Source organism: Streptomyces incarnatus (genome assembly GCF_001027185.1).
GTDB classification, from domain to species: Bacteria; Actinomycetota; Actinomycetes; order Streptomycetales; family Streptomycetaceae; genus Streptomyces; species Streptomyces puniciscabiei.
Window position 1 is genome coordinate 3272870 of the sequence record NZ_CP011497.1, and the last position, 14410, is coordinate 3287279.

Sequence of the window (14410 nt, forward strand, 5' to 3'; positions counted from 1 at the left end):
CCGCACCGGCTGCGCCTGCCCGACCGCTCTCCGAATCGGCACGGCAGATGCCCGCCGCGCCGATCACGACCCGGAAGACCAGATGACCGCCGTACCGATCACGACCCGGAAGATCAGATCGTCGCCGTGTCGATCACGAAGCGGTAGCGGACGTCGCTCGACAGGACCCGCTCGTACGCCTCGTTGATCTCCGCGGCGCTGATCAGCTCGATCTCGGCGCCCAGGGTGTGCTCGGCGCAGAAGTCGAGCATCTCCTGGGTCTCGGCGATACCGCCGATCATCGAGCCCGCGAGGGTCTTGCGGCCGCCGATCACCGAGAACAGGTTGAGGGAGATGGGCTCCTCGGGGGCGCCCACGTTCACCAGCGCGCCGTCCACCTTCAGCAGCGACAGCAGCGCGCCGAAGTCCATCGGTGCCGAGACGGTGGAGACGATCAGGTCGAAGGTGCCGGCCAGCTCCTCGAAGGTCTTCGGGTCGCTGGTGGCGTGGTAGTGGTCGGCACCCAGCTTCAGGCCGTCGTCCTTCTTGCGCAGGGACTGCGAGAGGACGGTCACCTCGGCGCCCATCGCGTGCGCGATCTTGACGGCCATGTGGCCGAGGCCGCCCAGGCCGACCACGGCGACCTTCTTGCCGGGGCCCGCGTTCCAGTGCTTGAGCGGCGAGTAGGTGGTGATGCCGGCGCAGAGCAGCGGGGCCGCCACGTCCAGCGACAGGCCGTCGGGGATGCGCACGACGTAGTTCTCGTCGACGACGATCTTCTCGGAGTAGCCGCCGTAGGTGGGCTCGCCCTCCCTGCCGACGGCGTTGTACGTGCCGACCATGCCCTTGAGGCAGAACTGCTCCAGACCCCTCAGACAGTTCTCGCACTCACGGCAGGAGTCGACCATGCAGCCGACGCCCACCCGGTCGCCGACGGCGAACCTCGTCACACCGGGGCCGACCTCGGAGACCACACCCGCGATCTCGTGGCCGGGCACCATCGGGAAGATGGCCTCGCCCCAGCCCTCGCGGGCCTGGTGGATGTCGGAGTGGCAGATGCCGGCGAACTTGATGTCGATCAGGACGTCGAACTCGCCGACCGCGCGCCGCTCGATGGTGGTCCGCTCCAGCGGAGCCTTCGCGGCGGGCGCGGCATACGCAGCAACAGTGGTCATGCCGGGGGTTCTCCTAGCAGGTGTTCCGTGCCCGGTTGCCTTCCGACCGGGTACGGCCCCAGCCTGCCGCGATCCGGGCCGGCCACCCAGACCACGCCTTTGCGTACGACCGCTGTGCCTACCACTGGCGGGGTCAGGCTCGTGCACGTACGACCGGGAATACTGGACGTATGGAGCACAGGGACTCAGCACCGCGGGCCGCGGCGGCCGCCGGACGGCCGCTGGACCGGCGGGCCGAGCTGAGCGAGTTCCTGCGCAGCAGGCGGGCCCGGCTGAAGCCGGAGGACGTGGGGCTGCCGGAGTTCGGCCGGCACCGTCGGGTGCCGGGGCTGCGCCGCGAGGAGCTGGCACAGCTGGCCGGGGTGTCGGTGGCGTACTACACCCGGCTGGAACAGGGCAACGGGCGGAACGTCTCGGCGGAGGTCCTGGACTCGATCGCCCGGGCGCTGAGGCTGTCGGACGCCGAGCACGCGCATCTGACGCATCTGGCCAAGCCGAAGTCGCACAAGAAGAAGCCGGCGGCACGGCAGCAGCAGGTCCGGGGCGCGCTGCGGCAGCTGCTGGACACGATGGACGGCGTACCGGCGTACATCGTCGGGCGCCGCTCGGAGATCCTCGCCTGGAACCGGATGGCGGCGGCGCTCTTCGGTGACTGGGCGGAACTGCCGGCGGCGGAGCGGAACTGGGCACGTCTGACGTTCCTGCGCCCGGAGTACCGCGAGCTGTTCGTCGACTGGGAGCAGAAGGCGATCGACATCGTCTGCGCCCTGCGCATGGACGCGGGCTGCTGTCCGGACGACCCGAGGCTGTCGGCGCTGGTCGGTGAACTCTCCGTCAAGAGCGAGGAGTTCCGTCGGCTGTGGGCGACGCACGACGTCAAGGAGAAGAGCCATGGCGTCAAGCGCCTGCACCACCCGCTGGTCGGCGACCTCTCCCTGAACTGGGAGTCTTTCCGCCTGGCCGGCGACGCGGACCAGTGCCTGGTCACCTACCACGCCGAGCCGGGCTCCCCGTCCGCCGACTCGCTGCGTCTGCTGGCCAGCTGGGGCACGGACGCGACCCGCGCGGTGCCGTCGGCGTAGGCCCTCCTACGACGAAGGGGCACCCGGAGCCTGTGCTCCGGGTGCCCCTCGCTCGTTCAGCGGGCGCTGCGGCTCACTGGCCGAAGTACGCGTCGTAGATCGTGATCTCGGACGTGTTGCCCTTCTTGTCCGTGATCACGGAGCGGAAGGAGAGGGACTTGCCCTTCGCCGGGTTCTTGACGGTGATCCTGCCGCCTCGGACGTCGGCCTTCGTGAAGGTCCTGCCGTCGTAGGAGACGTACACCGCGAGGGACTTCAGGTTGCCGCCCGCGGCGGAGCCCTCGACGGTGACCGGGAAGGTGATCGTCTTCCCGGCCGGGACCCGGCTGTCCAGGCCGGTCGTGACGCCGTAGTGCAGGACGGAGGCCGGGAGCCGGCTGGCGGTGCCGGACGTCTTCCTGGAGCGGAAGGTCCAGGTCGCGTCGATCCGCGAGGAGGCCTGGGCGACCTTCGCCGAGCGCCTGACCGAGGTGGTCAGCCGGTACGCGGCGTCACCGGCCGGGACCTTGAAGGTCTCGTCGCCGAACAGCGGGTCCTCGGTGGAGCCGACCTTGGCGCCGTCGCGGTACAGGGTGGTGTTCACCGAGGTGAACTCCGAGTACCCGGCGTGCCGGGCGGAGTCGGCGAACAGCGGCAGCGCCCCGTAGATCTCGTTGCCGGTGCGGAACAGCCCGAGGTCCTTGTCGAGGTGCGGGCCGAAGACCGCGGTGTTGACCGTCTTCGTGTAGCTGTGGCCCGCCCTGTAGGAGGACTGGCCGAGCGTGTAGCCGGCGTCCTGGATCGGGAAGCCGTCCTGGTCGCGTCCGCCGTACTGGCTGAAGTCCAGGTTCCACAGGACGCCGCCGCCGGCGGACAGATGCAGGGTGCGGTCACCGGGCAGCTGCTGCGGGATCTCGATCGAGGAGGCTCCGGAGCTGCCGGGCAGCCAGCCGGTCGCGGAGATCGCGCCGGTCTTGCCGCGCGCGGACGCGCCGAGCCGGGCCTTGACGGTGGCCAGCTCACTCGCCTTCCAGTGCTTGGTGTAGCCGGTGGCGAGCTGCTTGACGGGGCCGCCGGAGGTCACGTCGTACTCCTGGTCCGCCCCCTTGCTCCAGTGGCCGTCCCACTGCTGGAACAGCCGGCCGGCGGGCAGCCGCGGGCCCAGGTGGGCGGTGCGGAAGTTCCTGTACGAGTCCAGGAACCAGCTGTAGCTGTACTCGCTGTCGCCGAGCGTCAGGGAGTACCCGGGGGAGGCGAACTGCGACCTGGCCCCCGCGGCCGGGACGGTGATGTCCACCGGCCTGGCCCTGCGCGCGTCGATCGTGAGGGTCTGCTTCTTGGCGACGGTCAGCTTCGGCTGGACGATCCAGTCGGTGCCCTTGGTGCCGTTCTTGTCCACGAAGACCGCGGAGTTGAGCAGGTACGTGCCCTTCGGCAGGCGCGCCTTCACCGTGCCGGACGGGTCGTACGGGCTCACCTGCGTGCCGCTCGCCAGGCCGGACACACCGCTGAGGTCGGCGGTGTAGTACCTGCCCGGCTTGCCGTCACGGCCGATGACCTTCACGGTGACGTCGTACGACTCCACCTCGCGCTGCACCGCGGCGGCCGTGCGGACCGTCTGGCCGGCGCCGGTCGCGGTGACGTACGCGGAGTAGGCGCCGTCCAGGGTGCCGCCCAGCCTGGTGTTCGCGGTGAGGGCGACGGAGGCCTTGCCGTGCGCGGGGACCGTCAGCCTGGTCGCGCCGAGCGTGAAGAGGCCCGACGGTGCCGCGTGGCCCTTGGGGTCGAGGGCGGTGCTGCTCAGGGTGAGCGTGACGTCCTTGTCGCCGAGGTTGCGGTACGTCACCTTCTTGGTGACCGGCTTGTCGTCGGTGTGCGGCCACTGCTGCAGCCCGAAGTTCACCGACACCGGGTCGGCGACGACGGTCTGCCGGTAGGCCTTGTCCACCGCGATACGGCCCGAACCCTGCTGGTACGGCGTGTAGTTGCCGCCCTTGGCGGAGCCGGTCAGCGCGCCCTTCAGCTCGGCGTAGCCCCAGTCGGGGTGCTCCTGCTTCAGGATCGCGGCGGCGCCCGCGACGTGCGGGGTGGCCATCGAGGTGCCGGAGATGGTCAGGTAGCCCTCGGGCTTCTCGCCGACCTCCTGGTCGATGACGCTGCCCTTGGCCGCGGCGGCGGTGATGTCCACGCCGGGCGCGGTGACGTCCGGCTTGATGGCGTAGTCGCCGAGGCGCGGGCCGGTGGAGGAGAAGTCGGCGAGCTTGTCCTTCTTGTCGACGGCGCCGACGGTGAGCGCGGCGTCCGCGCTGCCCGGCGAGCCGATCGACTGCGGGCCGTCGTTGCCCGCGGCGATCGCGAACAGGATGCCCTTGGTGGCGGACAGCTTGTTCACCTCGGCCTCGAGCGGGTCGATGCCGGGGCTGTCGTAGCCGCCGAGGCTGAGGTTGACGACGGAGGCGCCCTGCTGGGCCGCCCACTCCATGCCGGCGAGGATGCCGGAGTCGTCACCGGAGCCGGTGTCGTCGAGGACCTTGCCGTTGAGGATCCTGGCGTCGGGAGCGACACCCTTGTACTTGCCGCCCGACTTGGCGCCGGTGCCCGCCACGATCGAGGCGACGTGGGTGCCGTGCCCGTAGTGGTCGGTGGCGTCGGCGGCGCCGGAGAAGTTCTTGGACGCGATCACCTGGTCCTTGAGGTCCGGGTGGCTGGTGTCCACGCCGGTGTCCAGGACGGCGACCTTCACGCCCTTGCCGGTGTATCCGGCCTTCCAGGCGACCGGGGCGCCGATCTGCGGCACGGACTTGTCGAGGGAGGCCTTGCGGACGCCGTCGAGCCAGACGTGCGCGATGCCGGAGGCGGTGTCGTCCCCGTGGGTGACGGCGTGCCAGAGCGCGGCGGTGTCATCGACCGGCGTCTGTACGGCATCGGCGTCGAGGGCGCCCAGGGTGCGCCGCAGATGGCCCGCGCCCCGGACGCCGGCCCTGGCGGCCGCGGCGGTCCCGTGGTAGCCGACGATGACCTTCAGGCCGTTCTTCTGGGCCCGGCGGGTGGCCGCCTTGTTCAGCTCGGTGACGTCGAACAGGCGCTGGTCCAGCTTGCCGGAGGCGACCAGGTGGGCCGCGTCGACCGGCACGACCAGCGTGTGCCCCTCGGTCCTGCGGATCTGGACGGGTATGTGCTCGCGGCCCCTGGCCCGTTGAAGGCCGACGATCCGGCCCTTGGCGTCGAGGGCGACACGGTCACCGGTGATGAGCGTGACATGGGTCTCGGCGGTGAGCGCGGAGGCGGCGGCCGTGGTGGGCACCGCGGGTTTCGCCGACGCCGGGCTGGTCATACCCGCTGCGAGGGCGACGGCTGCGGCCGTGGCGACACTGGCCGCAGCAGCTCTTTTCACTTGTCTGCGCAAGTTCTCCCCCTGGAGATGGAGTACCGGGCGAATTCCCCGTCGCCCGGCCGGGGGGAGGTCGTGGATGTGAACGTCGTCGAACGTCAACCCCCCCCCCGGGGTCACGCAGAGTATGCCGGGGGGTGATCAGACGGCTCAATAGACGAGAGGACGGTAAGAAATGATGACGGAAAACTGTTACGCCGCGGCCGGACCGCCGTTACACAACTGCGGGATCAGGCACCGGCGTTCTCCCTTACCGTGATCTTTCCCTTGCGGATGGTGGCCAGCCGCGGGGCCTTCTTCGCGATCGCGGAGTCGTGGGTGACCATGATGAAGGTCAGCCCGTGCTCCTTCCACAGGCGTTCGAGTACGTCCATGATCTCGTCCCGCATGCCCTCGTCGAGGTTGCCGGTCGGCTCGTCGGCCAGCAGCACCTTGGGCTTCTTCACCACGGCCCGGGCGATGGCGACGCGCTGCTGCTGTCCTCCGGACATCTCGCCGGGGAGGTGGGAGAGGCGCTCACCGAGACCGACGGACTTCAGCGCGTCGGCGGCGAGTTCACGGCGTTCCCTGACCTTGATGCCGAGCGGTACGAGGGCCGTCTCGACGTTCTCCTGTGCGGTGAGCGTGGGGATGAGGTTGAAGGACTGGAAGACGAAGCCGATGTTCTCGCTGCGGACCCTGGTCAGCCGGGCCTCACCGAGCTCGGCCAGGTCGGTGCCGTCCAGGACGACTTCGCCCGAGGTCGGCCGGTCGAGGCCGCCGAGCATCTGCAGGAGCGTGGACTTTCCGCCGCCGGTGGGGCCTTGGATGACGAGCCGGTCTCCGTCGGCGATGGTCAGGTCGACTCCGTCGAGGGCGTGAACGGTGTCCTTGCCTCGGGTGTAGCGCTTGGTGACGTTTCTGAGTTCGTACACGGGGGTGGCTCCTGGGGAGGGTTCGGGGGTGGTGAGCTTGTTGTCAGCTGCGGGTGAGTGGGGGCTGGTCGCGCAGTTCCCCGCGCCCCTAGGGAGTTGCAGTGCCGTCGGCTTCGTAGCGCCGCCGCAGCAGCCGACGTCAACTACTCGATTCGGCGCAGTGCATCCGCCGGACGGAGCCGCGACGCGCGCCAGCCGCCGAAGGCGCCCGCGATGAGGCCGCCCGCCACTGCCAGGGCCACCGCCAGGGCGATCGTCGTCACGCTCACCGGTGCCGTGAGGGCCACCTCCAGAGTCCTGGCCGTCTGTCGCCCCGGCCCGCCGAAGCCACCGCCACCGGCACCGGGACCGCCGCCGAAGCCGCCACCGCCGCCGCCCAGCTGGGCCTGCAGCGTGGGGCTGATCGCCGTGACCGCGTACGCGCCCGCGAGGCCCAGGGCGATGCCGAGGGCGCCGCCGACCAGGCCGTTGACCACGGCCTCGCCGACCACCTGCCGGGTCACCCGGCCCGACTTCCAGCCCAGCGCCTTCAGCGTGCCGAACTCGCGGACGCGGCGGGAGACCGCGGAGGAGGTCAGCAGGCCGGCGACCAGGAACGCGGCCACGAGCACCGCGATGGACAGCCACGTGCCGACCTTGGTGGCCAGGGAGGACGCGGTGGACAGGGATCCGGAGACCGTCTTCGCCAGGTCGGAGGAGGTGGTGACCGTCGTACCGGAGACGTTCTTCTGGATGGCGCTCTTGACGGAGTCGATCTTCTGGGAGTCGGTCGCCTTGACGTAGATCGTGGTGACCTTGTCCTTCTCGTCGGCGAGGGTCTGCGCCCGCTTCAGCGGGATGTACAGGTTGGCCGCCGAGTCGCCGCTGTCGGCGGTGGCGATGCCGACCACGGTGAACTTGGTGCCCTTGACGGTGACGGTCGAACCGACCTTGTACTTCTTCTCCTTGGCGTACGCCGAGTCGGCCACGGCCACCGCGGCGTTCGTCTCGGTGGTCCTGAAGGTACGGCCGCTGGTGATCTTCGAGGAGCTCAGCGGGCCGACGCCGGTCCGGGTGACGTCCGTGCCGAAGACGGTGTACTGGTTGATGTCGAAGTCGGCGCCGCCGCCCTTCACTTCGCCCTGCGGCTGCCCCGTGCCGCCACCGCGCTGGAACCCGCCGGCACCCCCGCCGTTCTGCTGGAACTGGCCGCGGGTGAACTGGCCGCTGACCTTGAACACGTTGAGGTTCAGCCCGCCCACGGCGGTCGACACGCCCTGCTGGCCTGCGACCTTGGAGACGGTCGAGGCGGACAGGGTGGTGAAGCCCTGCACCATGACCCGGTCGCTGCTCTGGGTGGACGTGTCGTCGCTGCCCTTCGCGTCGAACCGGAAGCGGGGCCGCTGCGAGCTGCTTCCGCTCGGCGTCTGCGCCTTGGTGACGGTCATGTCCGTACCCAGGCCGTACAGCGACTGCAGGACCTTGTCCTGGGCCTTGCCCATGCCGCTCGACACGGAGTTGACCACGATGACCAGCGCGATGCCCAGCGCGAGGCCGGAGGCGACGACGAGGGCCGCCTTTCTGCGGCGGCGCAGTTCGCGCCTCAGGTAGGTGAAGAACATGGCCGGCAAGCTAGGGACGCCCCGTGACGGCACCCTGAGCCCGGCATAAGAGATGCATGAGAAGGCCGTGGCCGGGCCCATGGAGGGCCCGGAAACGCCGGTGCCGCCCTCTGAGGGGGCGGCACCGGGGAGCTGTGGACGGACCGTCAGACGGCCGAGCCGGCCTTCCACTGGGCCCAGTTCATGTTCCAGCCGTTGAGGCCGTTGTCCGGGGCGACGGTCTTGTCGCCGGTGTTCTGGACGACGACCACGTCACCGATCAGGGAGTGGCTGTAGAACCAGGCGGCCGGGGTGTTCGGGTCGCCGGCGCCCTTGGCGTCCTGCAGGCCGACACAGCCGTGGCTGGTGTTGACGTTGCCGAAGACGGACGGCGCGCCCCAGTAGTTGCCGTGGATGAAGGTGCCGGAGGTGGTCAGGCGCATGGCGTGCGGCACGTCCTTGATGTCGTACTCGCCCTTGCCGTCGGAGTCCTTGAAGCCGACGGTCGCGCCGTTCATCCGGGTCTGCTTGAACTTCTCCGAGATCACCATCTGGCCCTCGTAGGTGGTGTGCTCGGGGGCGCCGGCGGAGATCGGGATGGTCTTGACGACCTTGCCGTCCTGCGTGACCTTCATCTGCTTGGTCTTCGCGTCGACGTAGGAGACCTGGTTGCGGCCGATGTGGAAGGTGACCGTCTTCTGCTGCACGCCGGTGATGCCGGGGCCGCCCTGGACGCCGTCGAGGGCGAGCTTCAGGGTGACGGTGGAGCCTTCCTTCCAGTACTGCTCCGGGCGGCAGTCCATGCGGTTGGCGTTGAACCAGTGGCAGGCGACCTCCTGGCCGCTGCTGGAGGTGATGGTGACGCCCTTCTGCACGGCCGCCTTGTTGGTGATCGCCTTGTCGAAGTTGATCGAGACCGGCATGCCGACGCCGACCGTGGAGCCGTCCTCCGGGGTGAAGGTGCCGATGAAGCTGTTGGCCGGGGAGACGGTGGTGAAGGTCGCGTTCTCGTTGGCTATGCGGCCCTGGGAGTCCTTGGCCTCGGCGGCGACCTTGTAGGTGGTGGAGCGCTGCAGCTGGACGGTGGGCTTCCAGCTCGTCCGGTCGGCGGAGAGCTGACCGGCGACGGCCTTGCCGTCCTGGGTGGTCATCGTGACGCCGGTGAGCGTGCCCTTGCTGACGGTGACGGCGGCGGAGTTGTTGATGGAGGCGTTGTCGGAGCCGTCCTTCGGCGTGATCGTGATCTGCGCCTGTGAGGACTTCTTCGCCGCCGCTGCGTCGGCCTGGGCCTGGGAGGATTCGCCCTGGTCGGACGCCTTGGCCTTGCCGCCGCCGGAACAGCCCGTGAGGGCCAGGACACCACCGAGCAGTGCGGACGCGGCCATCAGGCCCTTGCGCCGCTTACTGTCCGTCATCACACGCTTCTCCATCGTTGCCGAGTCGCCAAAAACCCCGAGAACCCCCGTAGGAACCGTCAACGCTCCGGCCATGCCGTCCCGTTCCACATCCCGGGGATCTGTGGGGCACACCACGTCCACGGTGCGCGGGTGGTACGGGAGTCGGTCCGTGCGTCCCCCTGGAACGACGAAACCCCGGACGGCGGTTGCCGTCCGGGGTCAGGGTGCCCCGGGACGCTCAGCCGATGCCGTCCTCTTCTTCGTCGTCCGCTCCATCTTCCTCATCCAGGTCCCAGTCCGGCGAGTCCGGGTCGTAGTCGATCCGCTCACTCGACCAGGACGCCTGCTGGAGCTCCACCCCGGGCACCTCGCTGACCAGGTCGAACGGGTCCACGAGATACGCCAGGGCCTCCGCGGTGTCTTCCGTCACAGCCCCCTCGGCCTGGGCCCGCTCCGCCGCGGGCAGCTCCGGATCGGCGGCGAGCCGGCGCAGCGCGGCCTTGCTCACCTCGTCCTCGTCCTGCACCTCGAGGACGATCTCCACTCGAAGCCGTACATACCGTGATGTCTCTTCAGCGTTCATGGCGCGAGCGTACGACCGAAACCACCCGTGACTTTCCTGTGACCCGCGACTTTCACTAACATCGCTCCCCACGGCCAATTCGCCAGCGTCACAAGGGGATCGATATTCCGTGTCATCCGCTCGCCGTCCGCTGCTGACCGCCACCGCCGCGGGCACGCTGCTGTGCGCCCTGTGGTTCGTCCCGTCCGCGAACGCGTCGCAGGACTCCCAGGCGGACGCCACGGCGAGAGCGAACGCGGAAACCTCCGCCGCGCACCTGACCGAGCAGGCCAGGGCGGTGACGCAGGCGACCGCGGAGACCGCGCGGGAGGCGGCGGACGACACCCAGCTCGCCGACACCGGAAGCATCGACACCACGCCGTACGTCGTCGGCGGCACCCTCTTCCTGGGCGTGGGCGCGGGCTTCGTCATGTATTCGGTGCGCCGCGAACGCATGGGCTTTTAATTTCCCTTGACGAGCCTTTGACGGTTCCCACATAGTGCGCCCATGAAGAGATCATCGGGCGTACGGCTGTGCGCCGCCGCGGTTCTTGGTGCACTGTCGTTCGCCCTTGTCACGGGCTGTTCCGGCGGCGGTTCGGGCGGGGACGCGAAGGACTCCGGTACGGCCGCGAAGGCGCTGGGCGCCGCGGAGTTGAAGAAGCTGATCATCGCCCAGGGCGAGGTGCCCGGCTACAAGGTGGCGCCGGTGCCCGCCACCCGCGCCAAGCCGATCACGACCCAGAGCGATCTGTGCCGGCCGCTGGCCCGCGTGATGAGCGGGCTCCCGCCGGTCGAGGCGGCGGCGCAGACCGACCGGCTGGCCACGGAGAACCAGACGAAGGACCCCACGGACAAGGCGACTTCCATGAAGGACCTGGCCGACGGGAAGTTCGAGGAGGCGATCCACAAGTCCCTGGACCGGGACGTCACCACGGTCACCCTGGCCTCGTACGACGGGGCCGGCGCCGAGAAGGCGCTCGGCACGGTCCGCACCGCCGTGCAGGGCTGCGCGAGCGGCTTCCCCGCCGCGCAGGCGGGCACGAGGACGAAGTTCACCAAGGTCGCCGAGGAGAAGGCCACGGCCACCGGGGACGGGGCGGTGGCGTTCACCGCGACCATGGACACCGGCGACGGGGACCCGGCGCCCGTCCACGCCGAGGTCGTCCGGACCGGGACCACCCTGTCGGTCTACTTCACGTCGAACCTGGGCGCGATGATGGACAAGAAGGCGTACGCGGTGTCACCGGAGGTCGTCAAGGCCCAGCAGGCCAAGCTGAAGTGACGTGACGACAGGGGCCCCGCGCACGGCGGGGCCCCTGTCGTCCTGCCGGGACGTTACTGCAGCGGGCCGGTGACGGCCTCCACCGCGGCGACCAGGTGCCCGCCGCGCACGAACGCGTCGGCGGCGGCGAGGTCGGGCGCCAGGAACCGGTCCGGGCCCGGACCCTGCACGCCGGCGGCGCGCACGGCCTCGATCACGGCCTGGGAGGCGGGCGCCGGGGCGAGACCCTCGCGCAGCTCGATGGCGCGGGTGGCGGCGTACAGCTCGATCGCGATGATCCGGGTGAGGTTGCCGACGGCGGTGCGCAGCTTGCGCGCGGCCGACCAGCCCATGGACACGTGGTCCTCCTGCATGGCGGAGGACGGGATGGAGTCCGCGGAGGCCGGTACGGCGAGCCGCTTCATCTCGCTGACCAGCGCGGCCTGCGTGTACTGGGCGATCATCAGCCCGGAGTCGACACCCGCGTCGTCGGCGAGGAACGGCGGCAGCCCGTGGCTGCGGTTCTTGTCCAGCAGCCGGTCGGTGCGGCGCTCGGCGATGGAGCCGAGGTCGGCGGCGGCGATGGCGAGGAAGTCCAGGACGTAGGCGACGGGCGCGCCGTGGAAGTTGCCGTTGGACTCCACGCGGCCGTCGGGCAGCACCACCGGGTTGTCGACGGCGGAGGCCAGCTCCCGCTCGGCGACCAGCCGGGCGTGCGCCATGGTGTCGCGCCCGGCACCGGCGACCTGCGGGGCGCAGCGCACGGAGTAGGCGTCCTGGACGCGGGGGGCGTCGTCCTGGTGGTGCCCGGTGAGCTGCGAACCCTTCAGCACGGCCAGCATGTTGGCGGCGCTGGCGCCCTGCCCCGGGTGCGGTCGGATGGCGTGCAGCTCCGGCGCGAGGACCTTGTCCGTGCCGAGCAGCGCCTCCAGGCTGAGGGCGGCGGTGACGTCGGCGGACTTGTAGAGGGTGTCGAGGTCGGCGAGGGCCATGACCAGCATGCCGAGCATGCCGTCGGTGCCGTTGAGGAGGGCCAGGCCCTCCTTCTCGCGCAGTTCGACCGGCTCGATGCCGTGCGCGGCGAGCAGCTCACCGGCGGGCCGTACGACCCCGTCGGGGCCCTCCGCGTCACCCTCCCCCATGAGGGCGAGGGCGCAGTGGGAGAGCGGGGCCAGGTCGCCGGAGCAGCCGAGGGAGCCGTACTCGTGCACGACCGGGGTGATCCCGGCGTTGAGCACGTCGGCCATGGTCTGCGCGACCTCGGGCCGCACGCCGGTGTGTCCGGAGCAGACGGTCTTCAGCCGCAGGAACATCAGCGCCCGTACGACCTCGCGCTCGACCCGCGGGCCCATGCCTGCGGCGTGCGAGCGGACGATGTTGCGCTGCAGCTGGGCGCGCAGTTCCTGGCTGATGTGCCGGGTCGCCAGGGCGCCGAAGCCGGTCGAGACGCCGTAGACCGGGTCGGGCTTGGCCGCCAGCGCGTCCACGATCTCGCGGGCCGCCGCGAGGGCCGTCACCGCCTCGGCCGACAGCTCGACGCGGGCACCGCCGCGCGCCACGGCGAGCACGTCGGACGCCGTGACACCCGACGTCCCCACCACCACAGTGTGCATATCCATATTCAGGAGCGTACGCATTGAATGCCGTGATGTCACTAGTGGAGTACGGGAGCGACCCTTACCGACCCGTGTGGGCTTCGCCTCACCCTCGGGACCTCACCCACGGGACCTCGCCTACGGCCTGCGCCCCCGGAACCGGCGGCGCTCGGCGGGCGACACGTGCGGCGGCTCGTCGGCCAGCCGTACGACCGGATCCTCCGGCCCCTCCCGGCCCGCCACCACCGGCCGGTCCGCCCGCAGGGCCTTGGCCCGGTACTGGGCGGCGTCGGCGAGCCGGAACAGCCGCCGCGCGTCACGCACCTCCCCGACCGGATCCTCGGTCGAGGCGACCCCGCACGCCACGCCCTCCCCCAGCTCCAACTCCCCTGCCCTGCGGCACAGTTCGTCGGCCGCCTTGACGACGTCGTCGGCGGCCGGCCCGACGGCCAGCAGACAGAACTCGTCCCCGCCGAGCCGCGCGGCCAGCGCGCCCGGCACCATGGCACCGCACAGCGACAGCACCGAGCCGAACCGCTCCAGCAGCCGGTCCCCGACGGCGTGCCCCAGGGTGTCGTTGACCCGCTTGAGCCCGTTGAGATCGCAGACGACGAGACTGACGACGACCCCCTCCGTGCGGTGGCGCTCGACCGCCTCCTCCAGGCGTACGTCCACGGCCCGCCGGTTGGCGAGTCCGGTGAGGGCGTCGGTGTACGCGAGCCGGCGGGCCTCCTCCAGCCGCTCGGTCTGCGCGAGCCCGGCGGCGACGACGGCGGCCAGCACGGTCGCGAAGTCGGCGTCGGCCCGGTCGAACACGGGGTCCCCGACGGCACGGGCGACGTACAACTCGCCCCACGCCCTGCCGTGCAGCAGGACCGGCGCGACGACACAACAGCCGCGCCCCCGGCGGCGCAGGGCGGCGACGCGCTGATGGAAATAGCCCGGGGTGCCGGCGGCGGTGCCCTCGGCGGTCTCCACCCACGCGTTCGGTCCGCCCCCGCCGGCCCAGCGCTCGTGCAGGAACTCGGTGATCTCCGGGAACTGGTGCACCGGATAGGCCTCGGACTCGGGGAACTCCTCCTCGTCCGGGCGCCGGTCGCCCACGTTCACGAGGACCCGCAGCCGGCCCAGTTCGCGCTCCCACACCGACAGCGCGGCGAAGCTGCCGTCCAGCGCCCGGCAGGCACCGAGCGCGGCGGCCTGCCATGCCCCTGCCGGGGTGTGCGCCGCCGCCATGCCTTGCGCCAGCGCCACGACTGCGGCTAGCCGCTTGTCCTCGCCCATTACTCCAGGTTAGGGATGATTTAGGGGATTCGGGACATTGGTGCGGCGATCAGGGGGATGACTGTGCGGCTAGGAGCTCGGGGCTGCGCGCTGTCTGCCGAGTGCGGGTGCGTGGGGGCTGATCGCGCAGTTCCCCGCGCCCCTTACGGGGCGCTCATCGCCGTCGTAGCCTGCACCCACCCGGCGTGGCCAGCCGTCCCCCACCAGC

11 protein-coding genes are annotated in these 14410 nt (G+C 70.7%); 3 read left to right on the top strand and 8 right to left on the bottom strand.

The window, feature by feature from the left end:
• Positions 1–113: 113 nt before the first annotated feature.
• A complete protein-coding gene (locus ABB07_RS14430) occupies positions 114–1154 on the bottom strand; it encodes an NAD(P)-dependent alcohol dehydrogenase (RefSeq protein ID WP_208899099.1) in 1041 nt (346 codons plus the stop codon).
• Positions 1155–1324: 170 nt separating this feature from the next.
• Between ABB07_RS14430 and ABB07_RS14435 the strand changes: the two genes are divergently transcribed.
• Positions 1325–2236, top strand: coding sequence for a helix-turn-helix domain-containing protein (locus ABB07_RS14435; RefSeq protein WP_208899100.1), 912 nt, complete (start codon positions 1325–1327; stop codon positions 2234–2236).
• 73 nt (positions 2237–2309) lie between these two features.
• On the opposite strand, the gene ABB07_RS14440 is transcribed toward ABB07_RS14435, so the two are convergent.
• The 5 genes from ABB07_RS14440 to ABB07_RS14460 form a co-directional block, all read right to left on the bottom strand.
• A complete protein-coding gene (locus tag ABB07_RS14440) occupies positions 2310–5549 on the bottom strand; it encodes a S8 family peptidase (protein ID WP_425264721.1) in 3240 nt (1079 codons plus the stop codon).
• 287 nt (positions 5550–5836) lie between these two features.
• Positions 5837–6520, bottom strand: a complete 684-nt coding sequence (locus ABB07_RS14445) for an ABC transporter ATP-binding protein (RefSeq protein WP_208899101.1) — start codon at positions 6518–6520, stop codon at positions 5837–5839.
• A 143-nt stretch (positions 6521–6663) separates the two neighbouring features.
• Positions 6664–8121, bottom strand: coding sequence for an ABC transporter permease (locus ABB07_RS14450; protein WP_208899102.1), 1458 nt, complete (start codon positions 8119–8121; stop codon positions 6664–6666).
• A 146-nt stretch (positions 8122–8267) separates the two neighbouring features.
• Positions 8268–9515 carry a L,D-transpeptidase gene (locus ABB07_RS14455; RefSeq protein ID WP_208899103.1) on the bottom strand — a complete coding sequence of 416 codons (1248 nt, stop codon included), beginning with the start codon at positions 9513–9515 and terminating at the stop codon, positions 8268–8270.
• A 220-nt stretch (positions 9516–9735) separates the two neighbouring features.
• The gene (locus ABB07_RS14460) at positions 9736–10080 is read right to left on the bottom strand and encodes a hypothetical protein (protein WP_208899104.1); all 345 of its coding nucleotides are present in this window, start codon (positions 10078–10080) and stop codon (positions 9736–9738) included.
• Between the two features lie 109 nt (positions 10081–10189).
• On the opposite strand from ABB07_RS14460, the gene ABB07_RS14465 reads away from it, so the two are divergent.
• Positions 10190–10525 carry an LPXTG cell wall anchor domain-containing protein gene (locus ABB07_RS14465; RefSeq protein WP_208899105.1) on the top strand — a complete coding sequence of 112 codons (336 nt, stop codon included), beginning with the start codon at positions 10190–10192 and terminating at the stop codon, positions 10523–10525.
• Positions 10526–10567: 42 nt separating this feature from the next.
• Positions 10568–11344 (top strand): hypothetical protein, encoded by a 777-nt coding sequence (locus ABB07_RS14470; RefSeq protein ID WP_208899106.1) that lies wholly within the window; start codon positions 10568–10570, stop codon positions 11342–11344.
• 53 nt (positions 11345–11397) lie between these two features.
• Here the strand turns inward: ABB07_RS14470 and hutH are convergent, their stop codons facing one another.
• Complete coding sequence (gene hutH, locus ABB07_RS14475) at positions 11398–12936, bottom strand: histidine ammonia-lyase (RefSeq protein ID WP_208903441.1); 1539 nt, start codon at positions 12934–12936, stop codon at positions 11398–11400.
• Between the two features lie 120 nt (positions 12937–13056).
• Positions 13057–14202, bottom strand: a complete 1146-nt coding sequence (locus ABB07_RS14480; protein WP_208899107.1) for a GGDEF domain-containing protein — start codon at positions 14200–14202, stop codon at positions 13057–13059.
• Positions 14203–14410: the final 208 nt, after the last annotated feature.

What these genes read in the sequence shown, in the direction of transcription:
- ABB07_RS14430 (WP_208899099.1), bottom strand. Translation starts at nt 1,154, where the DNA reads ATGACCACTGTTGCTGCGTATGCCGCGCCCGCCGCGAAGGCTCCGCTG.
- ABB07_RS14435 (WP_208899100.1), top strand. Translation starts at nt 1,325, where the DNA reads ATGGAGCACAGGGACTCAGCACCGCGGGCCGCGGCGGCCGCCGGACGG.
- ABB07_RS14440 (WP_425264721.1), bottom strand. Translation starts at nt 5,549, where the DNA reads ATGACCAGCCCGGCGTCGGCGAAACCCGCGGTGCCCACCACGGCCGCC.
- ABB07_RS14450 (WP_208899102.1), bottom strand. Translation starts at nt 8,121, where the DNA reads ATGTTCTTCACCTACCTGAGGCGCGAACTGCGCCGCCGCAGAAAGGCG.
- ABB07_RS14455 (WP_208899103.1), bottom strand. Translation starts at nt 9,515, where the DNA reads ATGACGGACAGTAAGCGGCGCAAGGGCCTGATGGCCGCGTCCGCACTG.
- ABB07_RS14460 (WP_208899104.1), bottom strand. Translation starts at nt 10,080, where the DNA reads ATGAACGCTGAAGAGACATCACGGTATGTACGGCTTCGAGTGGAGATC.
- ABB07_RS14470 (WP_208899106.1), top strand. Translation starts at nt 10,568, where the DNA reads ATGAAGAGATCATCGGGCGTACGGCTGTGCGCCGCCGCGGTTCTTGGT.
- hutH (WP_208903441.1), bottom strand. Translation starts at nt 12,936, where the DNA reads ATGCACACTGTGGTGGTGGGGACGTCGGGTGTCACGGCGTCCGACGTG.
- ABB07_RS14480 (WP_208899107.1), bottom strand. Translation starts at nt 14,202, where the DNA reads ATGGGCGAGGACAAGCGGCTAGCCGCAGTCGTGGCGCTGGCGCAAGGC.